Raw genomic sequence first — 9,193 nt, 5'->3', positions numbered from 1 at the left:
GGGCAACGACCAGGTTCGTTTCGAGCTGGGCGCCTATGCGCTCAAGCCAGGCGTGAAAGTGATCGCCCCGTGGCGCGAGTGGGACCTGCTGTCCCGCGAGAAGCTGATGGACTACGCCGAGAAGCACGGTATCCCGATCGAGCGTCACGGCAAGAAGAAGTCCCCGTACTCGATGGACGCCAACCTGCTGCACATCTCCTACGAGGGCGGCGTGCTGGAAGACACCTGGACCGAGCACGAAGAAGACATGTGGCGCTGGACCGTCTCCCCGGAGAAGGCTCCCGACACCCCGCAGTACCTGGAACTGACCTACCGCAACGGCGACATCGTCGCGCTGGACGGCGTCGAGATGACCCCGGCCACCGTGCTGGCGACCCTGAACAAGATCGGCGGCCAGCACGGCATCGGCCGTCTGGACATCGTCGAGAACCGTTACGTGGGCATGAAGTCCCGCGGCTGCTACGAGACCCCTGGCGGCACCATCATGCTGCGCGCCCACCGCGCCATCGAGTCGATCACCCTGGACCGCGAAGTGGCCCACCTGAAAGACGAACTGATGGCCAAGTACGCCAGCCTGATCTACACCGGCTACTGGTGGAGCCCTGAGCGTCTGATGCTGCAGCAGATGATCGACGCTTCCCAGGTCAACGTGAACGGCGTCGTGCGCCTGAAGCTGTACAAGGGCAACGTGATCGTCACCGGCCGCAAGTCCGACGACTCGCTGTTCGATGCCAACATCGCGACCTTCGAAGAAGACGGCGGCGCCTACAACCAGGCCGACGCGGCGGGCTTCATCAAGCTCAACGCGCTGCGCATGCGCATCGCTGCCAACAAGGGCCGCAAGCTGTTCTGATGCCGGCATGAAGCGGCAGCCTTGTCTTCTGCGACAAGGCTGCCGCTCGGCAGGCCGACTCCTTGGCTGACCGGTTCCGGCCAGCGTCTTCTTCGGTGAAGGGTGACAGGCCATGTCCCTGGATACCCGACCCAACCTTATCCTCGCGCCTTCAGACCCGCTCAACGACACTCAAGTCTTGGGAGTCGATGTCGTAGACGATGCAGATCGTTCGGTCCGTCGTCTTTTTCGTTTGTTTCAACGGCTTTGTAAGGCTGTTTCTCACTGAAACGTCTGATTTGGCGTTGACCAGTAACAGAACAATTCGCCCTTGCTGTTTTCCGGAACGTGAAAGGTTATCCAGAAGCTTTCCCGTGTTTTCGTATTCGCCCAATTCGCGGGCATCGATGATCAGCAGTGTTTTCGCCAACTTGGGCAACTGCACCTGATGCGGTTCCGCCGAATGGACGGGCGCGGTTGCCTCGGGAGGATCGTGCGTGGTTTGGGTGGGCAACGGCACGCTGTTCTTTTCTTCCGCTGCAGGTTCCGTCTGATCGAAGGCCTTCAGGAAACTCTTGTCATTGCCAAAGTCAGAAGGCGCATAAAGAGAGCGGTAGTTGAAGTTCAATGTGATGAAGAACAAGAACAGCAGATAAAAGGGAAAGCTGATCAGGAACCAGATGTAGATTTCGCGCTCGTTATTATCCAGAAACGGTAAGGAAACAGCGGCTGATGTCTCGGAAATAAATGCAAAGATGGCAATGACGCTGATTGGGTTGGTGATTTTTCTTCGGAATTTTATCATTTGCTGGTCTCGTATGTTTGTTTGGCTCTCGGCGATATTTAAATGTCGAGTCGATTCGCTGTTGGAGTTTTCTGTAAAGGGCATGTTTGACGTTTATATGAAAATCCTATTCAGGGAAATAATGGGCTTGTTTCATTTCTTATCGGTTAGCGGTTAATGCGGAGGAACAAGGAACGGTAAAAGTTTCTGACGCATTGGCGGAATGCCGGTAAGTCCATGTGGCTCTGGCGAGAAGGCAAGCAGAGCCTTTCAGGACGGCGTGTTTTTCATAAGGTGGATATTTTTGTAGGATAAATCTTTGTTGGGTGTAGGGGATGTCTCTCGCTGCTGATGTGCGGGAACTCTTGCCTGCCACGGGGGAATTGACTGCGTTATTGTGCGTGCTCTAAAAAATTCGAACAGCGAACTGGACTTGCCCATGAATAAAGTGCTGATCGTGGATGATCACCCTGTCATTCGTCTTGCGGTGCGTATGCTGATGGAGCGGCATGGCTACGAGATCATTGCCGAAACAGACAATGGTGTGGATGCATTGCAACTTGCCCGCGAACAAATGCCCGATATCGTTATTCTTGATATCGGAATTCCAAAACTTGACGGACTTGAAGTCATTGCCCGACTGACGTCATCGGCCATGCCGTTGAAAGTGCTGGTGCTGACATCCCAGGCACCGGGGCATTTCTCGATGCGATGCATGCAGTCCGGTGCCGCCGGCTATGTCTGCAAACAGCAAGACCTGACCGAACTGCTCAGCGCCATCAAGGCCGTCTTGTCGGGATACAGCTACTTCCCGAACCAGGCCTTGCATACGGTGCGCACGAGCCTTGGCAACGCCAGTGAAGCGGACATGGTGGATCGTCTGTCGGGACGGGAAATGATGGTGCTGCAGCAGTTGGCCCGCGGCAAGACCAACAAGGAAATCGCCGACGGCATGTTTCTCAGCAACAAGACGGTGAGCACTTACAAGACGCGCCTGCTGTTGAAGCTCAACGCCCGTTCGCTGGTGGATCTGATCGAACTGGCGCAACGCAATGGGCTCGTCTGAGCGTCACGGCGGCTGACGGGTCATGGGCCGATCGGTTTCAGCTTGCGCCGGACAGTAAAAAGCCTCCGTTTCGGGAGGCTTTCAGGTATCAGTCATCAACGTCGTAATCAAACTCCGCCAATTGCTTTTGCAGGCGGCGTTCCTCAAGCAGATTGTCGATGGTGCGGCGTTTGCTCAGGTTGGTCTTCGCCACTTCGACCTTCGATTCCGCATCGTCGTCTTCGGTGGCGATAAAGTCGTCTTCTACATCCAGTTGTTCTTTGCTGGTACTCATAAGGTCAACTCCAGGCTAAGACTGCCTTTGGCGCTCCTTATATCGATAAACCAGCGGATGGTAAAAAAGATTTTTTCAATCGAAAAAACAAAAAACCTAATAGCCGATCAATCGTCGGAAGTTTTGTGTTTGTACTCGCACAAATCCTCGATCCGACAGCTTCCGCACCGTGGCTTGCGCGCCAGGCACACATAACGTCCGTGGAGAATCAGCCAGTGGTGCGAGTCGAGCAGGTACTCTTTCGGCACGAATTTCATCAGTTTCCTTTCCACCTCCACCACGTTTTTGCCGGGGGCGATCCCGGTGCGGTTGCTCACCCGGAAAATATGGGTGTCCACCGCCATGGTCAGTTGGCGGAACGCGGTATTGAGCACCACGTTGGCGGTCTTGCGGCCCACGCCGGGCAGGGCTTCCAGCTCTTCGCGGGTCTGCGGGACTTCGCCGCCGTGGCGTTCGACCAGCAGGCGGCAGGTCTCGATCACGTTTTTCGCTTTGCTGTTGTAGAGCCCGATGGTCTTGATGTACTCGGACAGCCCGTCCACGCCCAGCGCATGGATGGCCGCCGGCGTATTGGCCACCGGGTAGAGCCTGGCCGTGGCCTTGTTCACCCCGACGTCGGTCGACTGTGCCGACAGGATCACGGCGATCAGCAGTTCGAACGGCGAGGAGTAGGCCAGTTCGGTTTTCGGCTCGGGATTGTCTTCGTGAAGTCGGCGAAAGATTTCCAGGCGTTTTGCGGCATTCATGGGCGATGCGTTTCCTCGGCGTGAGCGGTGGGGCGAAGGGTCTGACGGACGGCCAGCAGCAATCCCAGCAGGATGAATGCGCCGGGAACCAGCGTGAACAGGTGCAGGCCTTCGCCGAACACCGTCAGACCTTGCCAGTGTTCTGAGAGATGGAGACCGATGCTGCCCCGGCCGATCAGTTCGCGCAACGCGGCCATCACGATCATCAGGCCGGCGAACAGGCCGAACGGTTTGAGGCGTGCAGGCTGGAGGAAGAACCCGTTGTGCTCCAGCACAATGCACTGCAGGCCAATCACGCCGGCATAGAGGCCGATCATCTGATGCCATTGCACCGAGCCGTACTGCACGAGCGTGTCGGCGCAACCGGCGAGCGTGGCGGCCACCAACAGGCTGGCCGGCAGGACGCTCGCCTTCGTCAGGCGCGGTCGCAACGGCTGCATGCACAGGCCGTAGAGGCCGACGACGGCAGCGCACAGCAGCACCGTTCCCAGTGCGCCGGGCAGCGAGCCGGTGGCGCCGAGCAACAGTGTCAGCACCAATGAGTTGGAGATCGTCGCAGGCCCGTTCATTCAGCATTCCCCAGCAATATCGCCCGATGCTCGTCGAAGTAGCGCAAGGCGTCATGGATGGCGTTCACCGCCGCGCGCGAGGTGACGGTCGCGCCGGCGATCTGGTCGAATTGCCCCCGGTCCTTCTTCAGCCCCCAGCCGGCATCTTCCGGTTCATTGACGGACTTGCCCGTGAAGGTCTGCAGCCAGGCGTTCGGCCAGTCGCCGATCAGTCCGCCCAGCGCCGGTGTTTCGGTTTGCCGGAGGGTCTTCACGCCGATCAGCTTGCCCAAGGGGTCGATCGCGATCAGCCATTCGATCTGGCCGGCATAGCCGGGGGCCTGGCTGCGCAGCAGGATGGCCACGGGCCTGCCGTCCCGGGTCGCCCGGTAGGCGCCCATCAGCGTGCTGTGGTTCAGGGTGGAGGCGGTCAGCGGCAGCGGTTGTTCCAGCGGTTGGTTGTCGTAGCTGTCCGCTGCCAGCATGTCCAGCAGCGTGCGGCTTTCGATCCGCTTCCGTTCAGCGGCGATGTGCGGCGCGCTGAGGTCCTGAAGGAGCCAGGTCGCGCCGATGCCCGCGCCGGCCAGCAGCGCCAGTGCGATCAGGCTGCCCGCGCGGCTCATGGTGTCACCTGTCCTTGGCGGGCGGCGGCGAAGCGTTCCAGCGCCGGCACGCACAGGTTCATCAGCAGCACCGCAAAGGCCACTCCGTCCGGATAGCCGCCCCAGGTGCGGATCAAGTAGGTCAGCAGCCCTGCGCCGATGCCGAACAGCAGGCGGGCGAGCGGGCTTCTTGCGCCGGAGACCGGTTCGGTGACGATGAAGAACGCGCCCAGCATCGTAGCGCCGCTGAGCAGGTGAAACAGCGGCGAGCCGTGGGAGTCGGAGCCCGAGCCGTTCCAGCACAGCAGGCTGACGGTGAACAGGCCGGCGAGCATGCCGACCGGCGCCTGCCAGCCGATCACCCGCCGTTGCAGCAGAAACAGCCCGCCGGCGAGAAACGCCAGGTTCACCCATTCGGCTGCGCGTCCGCCGAACCGGCCGAACGCCGGGTTGCCGGCGAACAGTTCGTCCATGGTCAGGCTTTTGTTGATGCGCACGCTGTCCAGCACGGTGGCCTGCGCCCAGGCGTCCGGCGCCTGACCCTGGCCGAACACCTGGCTCAGCGCGCTTGTCAGGTCCAGGCCATGGCCCGGCCAATGCGTCATCGACAGGGGAAACATCACCATGGCCAGCGCAAAGCCGAGCATCGCCGGATTGAACGGATTTCGGCCGACGCCACCGTACAGGTGCTTGCCGAACAGCAGGCCGGTGGCCATCGCCGTGACCGTCAGCCACCACGGACAGTACGGGGGCAGGGCGGCGGTCAGCAAGGTGGCGCTGACCGCGGCGCTGCCGTCGGCGAGCGTCGGCAGCACCGGTTGCCGACGCAGGCGCAGCACGCCGGCCTCGACGGCCCATGCGGTCGTCACGCACAGCGCCAGGTTGATCAGCACGCCCCAGCCGTAGAACCAGAGCAGCGCCAGCAGCCCCGGCAGCGCGGCCAGCAGCACAAGCTTCATCGCTTGTTGCAGGCGAGTGTCGGGAGTGTCAGGGAACGGCATGGGCTTGTACCTGACGTTCGGCTTCCTCCAGGCGGGCGCGGGCCTTGTCGAGGAGGTCGGGGGCGGTGTCGACGCGTCTTTGCAGTTTGCTGAGGTCGGCGCGGGCGTAGGCCAGTTCGGTCTTCAGTTGCCGGAGCTGGCTGTCGATCGGCCGTTTTTCGGTGCGCACAAGGTCGGGCAGCGGTTGTCCGCTGGCGTCCTCGGCCGCATGCAGCGCCTGTTCGGCGTCGCGCAGGGCCTGCTCCAGCTCGGCGATCTGCTGCGGCGCAGCGTTTGCCGCCTGGGCTTTCTTCAGCTCGGCGCGGCGCATCGCCAACTGGATTTTCGCCCGCTTCAGTTCCGCGTCCTTCGCCGGAGCCGGAGCCGGGGTGGGGGCCGCAGGGGCGGCGGCGACGCTGGTTTCCAGGGCCGCCAACGCCTGTTCGGCCGCTTCGAACTGTCGTTGCAGCACGATCAGTTGCGACTGTTGTTCGAACGTCGGCGGATGGCCGAAGGCTTTCAGCGATTTGTTCAGTTGGGCGCGGCTCATGGCCAGGTCGATCTTGGCCTTCTTCAGCGCCGCATCGGCGTTGGCGGCCTTCTGTGCGCGCACCCGCTCCAGTGCGGTCTGCACCGGATCCGATGCGGCGGCCTGCGCCTGTGCCGCACGCTGGGCCCGGGCTTCACGCTCGGCCTCCCTGTGTTGCTCTTCCTGCTGCAAGCGGGCATTGCGGCGCTCGTGGCGCTGTCGGGCATGATCGCGTTTGGCGGTGCGCTCCTGGCGCTCCTCGGGGCCTGCGGCCAGTCCGCCGACCACCGCCAGGGTTCCGGCCGGCAGCGGATGCATGTCGATGCAGTCCACCGGGCAGGGCGCCACGCACAGGTCGCAGCCGGTGCACTCGTCGACGAGCACCGTGTGCATGAACTTCGCGGCGCCGACGATGGCGTCCACCGGGCAGGCCTGGATGCACTTGGTGCAGCCGATGCACTCGGCCTCGCGGATATAGGCCACTTGCGGCGGCGCGCTGCCGCGGCTGATGTCCAGTTCCAGCACCGGGATTCTCAACAGTTCGGCCAGGGCCGCGACGGTTTCGTCACCACCCGGCGGGCACCGGTTGATCGGCTCGCCGCCGGCGATGCCTTCGGCGTAGGGCTTGCATCCGGGGTGGCCGCACTTGCCGCATTGGGTCTGGGGCAGCAGGGCGTCGATGCGTTGAATCAGACTCATGTTTTGATCAGTCCGCTGAATCCGAGAAAAGCCACCGCCATCAGTCCGGCGCCGATCAACTGGATCGGCAGGCCGCGAAAGGGCAGGGGAACATCATTGCCGGCGCTGCGTTCGCGCAGGTCGCTGAACAGGCTCAGCACCAGCCAGAAGCCCAGGCCGGCGCCCAGGCTCAGCGCCATCGCATGAGACAGGCCTTTGTCCGCCTGGGCGTTGATCAGCGTCAGGCCCAGTGCGCCGGCATTGCCCAGCATCAATGGCCACAACCCGTCGAAAGGCAGTGCCGGCAGCCCGCGGGCCAGCAGTTTCAGCAGCGGCGCGACCGACAGCACGCACAGGGGCAGAAACGCGAAAAGACGCAAGCCCTCCAGGTGCAGCGGCACCAGCAGCCATTGCCAGAGAGCCTGGGCGACAGTCCCGGCCACCAGCATCAGCGCCAGTGTCGCCAGGCCCAGCGCATGCACCTGGCGCCGCTCGCCCGCCAGCGCCGGATCGACGCCCAGCGGCCAGCTCAACACGAAGTTGTTGAGCAGCGCAGCACTGAAAATCACTAGCACGAGGTCGGTCATGGCTCTGTCGGCAGATCGGGCGGATGTCCCTTAAGGTTAGGCATTATCCGGCGTCGGTGGAGGGCGGGCCAGACATGAAAAATCCCACAGGCGCACGGGGCACGCCTGTGGGATCCGTCGGGACGCAACCTTACTTGATGCGCTGACCCGGCTTGGCGCCGCTGTCCGGGCTCAGCAGGTAGATCTCTTCGCCGCCGGGGCCGGCGGCCATCACCATGCCTTCGGAGATGCCGAACTTCATTTTCCGCGGCTTGAGGTTGGCGATCATCATGGTCAGGCGGCCATCGAGCTTGGACGGATCCGGGTAGGCGCTCTTGATGCCGGAGAACACGTTGCGTTGCTCGTCGCCGATGTCCAGGGTCAGGCGCAGCAGCTTGTCGGCGCCTTCCACGTGTTCGGCCTTGACGATCAGGGCCACGCGCAGGTCCACGGCGGCGAAGGCGTCGAACTCGATTTCCGGCGACAGCGGATCCTTGGCCAGTTCGCCGTTGCCGGCAGGTGCGGCGGCGCCGGTGTCGGTCTGGCTGGCGGTCAGGTCTTCCTTGGAGGCGTCGGTCATGGCTTGCACTTTTACCGGGTCGATGCGGGTCATCAACGGTTTGAATTCATTGAGCGGGTGGTTGGCCAGGCGCGTGGCGTGGTCGTTCCAGGTCAGCGGCGCGACGTTGAGGAACGCCTCGGCGTCGGCGGCCAGCAGCGGCAGCACCGGCTTGAGGAAGATCACCAGTTGGCGGAACAGGTTGATGCCGGTGGCGCAGATCGCCTGGACTTCGTCCTGCTTGCCTTCCTGCTTGTTCAGCGACCAAGGCGCCTTGTCGGCGATCCAGGCGTTGGCGCGGTCGGCCAGGGCCATGGTCTCGCGCATGGCACGGGCGAAGTCGCGGGCCTCGTAGGCGTCGGCGATGCTCGGCGCGGCGGCCAGGAACGCGTCGGTCAGCTCCGGCGCGGCATCGGTGTCGACCATCACCCCGGCGTTGCCTTTATGGATGAAGCCTGCGCAGCGGCTGGCGATGTTGACCACCTTGCCCACCAGGTCGGAGTTGACCTTCTGCACGAAGTCTTCGAGGTTCAGGTCCAGGTCGTCGACGCCGCGGCCCAGCTTGGATGCGTAGTAGTAGCGCAGGTATTCCGGCGACAGGTGATCCAGGTAGGTGCGCGCCTTGATGAAGGTGCCGCGGGACTTGGACATCTTCTGGCCGTTGACGGTCAGGTAGCCGTGCACGTTGATCCCGGTCGGCTTGCGGTAGCCGGCGCCTTCGAGCATGGCGGGCCAGAACAGGGCGTGGAAGTTGACGATGTCCTTGCCGATGAAGTGGTACAGCTCGGCGGTGGAGTCCTTGCCCCAGAACGCGTCGAAGTCCAGCGCAGGCGTGCGGTCGCATAGGTTCTTGAAGCTGGCCATGTAGCCGATCGGCGCATCCAGCCACACGTAGAAATACTTGCCCGGCTCGTCCGGGATCTCGAAGCCGAAGTACGGCGCATCGCGGGAGATGTCCCACTGCTGCAGGCCGGCGTCCAGCCATTCGGCGATCTTGTTGGCCACCGCGTCCTGCAGGGTGCAGCTGCG

At 62.6% G+C, this 9,193-nt stretch carries 11 protein-coding genes; 2 read left to right on the top strand and 9 right to left on the bottom strand.

Translation table 11 applies throughout. The annotated features are described in order from the left end of the window. Nucleotides 1-853 (top strand): argininosuccinate synthase (locus ACIP0B_RS21570; protein WP_400835821.1); only part of this gene is annotated, 853 nt, incomplete at its 5' end. Nucleotides 854-1,004: 151 nt separating this feature from the next. On the opposite strand, the gene ACIP0B_RS21565 is transcribed toward ACIP0B_RS21570, so the two are convergent. Beyond that, on the bottom strand, nucleotides 1,005-1,637 hold the full coding sequence (locus ACIP0B_RS21565) for a hypothetical protein (RefSeq protein WP_400835819.1): 633 nt from the start codon (nucleotides 1,635-1,637) through the stop codon (nucleotides 1,005-1,007). Between the two features lie 418 nt (nucleotides 1,638-2,055). Here ACIP0B_RS21565 and ACIP0B_RS21560 point away from each other — a divergent pair, with 418 nt between their 5' ends. Beyond that, the gene (locus tag ACIP0B_RS21560) at nucleotides 2,056-2,682 is read left to right on the top strand and encodes a response regulator transcription factor (protein ID WP_085580246.1); all 627 of its coding nucleotides are present in this window, start codon (nucleotides 2,056-2,058) and stop codon (nucleotides 2,680-2,682) included. An 88-nt stretch (nucleotides 2,683-2,770) separates the two neighbouring features. Here ACIP0B_RS21560 and ACIP0B_RS21555 read toward each other — a convergent pair whose 3' ends face one another. The 8 genes from ACIP0B_RS21555 to metG form a co-directional block, all read right to left on the bottom strand. After that, nucleotides 2,771-2,956, bottom strand: coding sequence for a PA3496 family putative envelope integrity protein (locus ACIP0B_RS21555; protein ID WP_400835816.1), 186 nt, complete (start codon nucleotides 2,954-2,956; stop codon nucleotides 2,771-2,773). Nucleotides 2,957-3,063: 107 nt separating this feature from the next. Beyond that, entirely contained in the window at nucleotides 3,064-3,702 is a 639-nt protein-coding gene (gene nth / locus ACIP0B_RS21550; protein WP_400835814.1) for an endonuclease III, read from the bottom strand. After that, the gene (locus tag ACIP0B_RS21545) at nucleotides 3,699-4,271 is read right to left on the bottom strand and encodes an Rnf-Nqr domain containing protein (protein WP_400835812.1); all 573 of its coding nucleotides are present in this window, start codon (nucleotides 4,269-4,271) and stop codon (nucleotides 3,699-3,701) included. Before ACIP0B_RS21545 ends, nth begins: the two co-directional genes overlap by 4 nt. Next, nucleotides 4,268-4,873 carry an RnfABCDGE type electron transport complex subunit G gene (locus ACIP0B_RS21540; RefSeq protein WP_400835810.1) on the bottom strand — a complete coding sequence of 202 codons (606 nt, stop codon included), beginning with the start codon at nucleotides 4,871-4,873 and terminating at the stop codon, nucleotides 4,268-4,270. The genes ACIP0B_RS21545 and ACIP0B_RS21540 overlap by 4 nt, the downstream gene beginning before the upstream one ends. Beyond that, complete coding sequence (locus tag ACIP0B_RS21535; RefSeq protein ID WP_400835808.1) at nucleotides 4,870-5,853, bottom strand: RnfABCDGE type electron transport complex subunit D; 984 nt, start codon at nucleotides 5,851-5,853, stop codon at nucleotides 4,870-4,872. Before ACIP0B_RS21535 ends, ACIP0B_RS21540 begins: the two co-directional genes overlap by 4 nt. After that, nucleotides 5,840-7,060: an electron transport complex subunit RsxB gene (gene rsxB, locus ACIP0B_RS21530; protein ID WP_400835806.1), complete on the bottom strand. Its 1,221-nt coding sequence runs from the start codon at nucleotides 7,058-7,060 to the stop codon at nucleotides 5,840-5,842. The genes ACIP0B_RS21535 and rsxB overlap by 14 nt, the downstream gene beginning before the upstream one ends. Further along, on the bottom strand, nucleotides 7,057-7,626 hold the full coding sequence (locus ACIP0B_RS21525) for an electron transport complex protein RnfA (RefSeq protein ID WP_400835804.1): 570 nt from the start codon (nucleotides 7,624-7,626) through the stop codon (nucleotides 7,057-7,059). The genes rsxB and ACIP0B_RS21525 overlap by 4 nt, the downstream gene beginning before the upstream one ends. A 130-nt stretch (nucleotides 7,627-7,756) precedes the next feature. Further along, nucleotides 7,757-9,193 (bottom strand): methionine--tRNA ligase (metG, locus tag ACIP0B_RS21520; RefSeq protein WP_400835802.1); only part of this gene is annotated, 1,437 nt, incomplete at its 5' end.

This window comes from Pseudomonas sp. NPDC089534 (genome assembly GCF_044749305.1).
In the GTDB taxonomy this organism is placed as follows: domain Bacteria; phylum Pseudomonadota; class Gammaproteobacteria; order Pseudomonadales; family Pseudomonadaceae; genus Aquipseudomonas; species Aquipseudomonas ekonensis.
Note: the sequence above shows the minus strand (reverse complement) of the source record. Positions and strands in the feature narration are given on the sequence as shown.

Coding starts and splice junctions, on each gene's coding strand:
- ACIP0B_RS21565 (WP_400835819.1), bottom strand. CDS start 1,637: ATGATAAAATTCCGAAGAAAAATCACCAACCCAATCAGCGTCATTGCC.
- ACIP0B_RS21560 (WP_085580246.1), top strand. CDS start 2,056: ATGAATAAAGTGCTGATCGTGGATGATCACCCTGTCATTCGTCTTGCG.
- ACIP0B_RS21555 (WP_400835816.1), bottom strand. CDS start 2,956: ATGAGTACCAGCAAAGAACAACTGGATGTAGAAGACGACTTTATCGCC.
- nth (WP_400835814.1), bottom strand. CDS start 3,702: ATGAATGCCGCAAAACGCCTGGAAATCTTTCGCCGACTTCACGAAGAC.
- ACIP0B_RS21545 (WP_400835812.1), bottom strand. CDS start 4,271: ATGAACGGGCCTGCGACGATCTCCAACTCATTGGTGCTGACACTGTTG.
- ACIP0B_RS21540 (WP_400835810.1), bottom strand. CDS start 4,873: ATGAGCCGCGCGGGCAGCCTGATCGCACTGGCGCTGCTGGCCGGCGCG.
- ACIP0B_RS21535 (WP_400835808.1), bottom strand. CDS start 5,853: ATGCCGTTCCCTGACACTCCCGACACTCGCCTGCAACAAGCGATGAAG.
- rsxB (WP_400835806.1), bottom strand. CDS start 7,060: ATGAGTCTGATTCAACGCATCGACGCCCTGCTGCCCCAGACCCAATGC.
- ACIP0B_RS21525 (WP_400835804.1), bottom strand. CDS start 7,626: ATGACCGACCTCGTGCTAGTGATTTTCAGTGCTGCGCTGCTCAACAAC.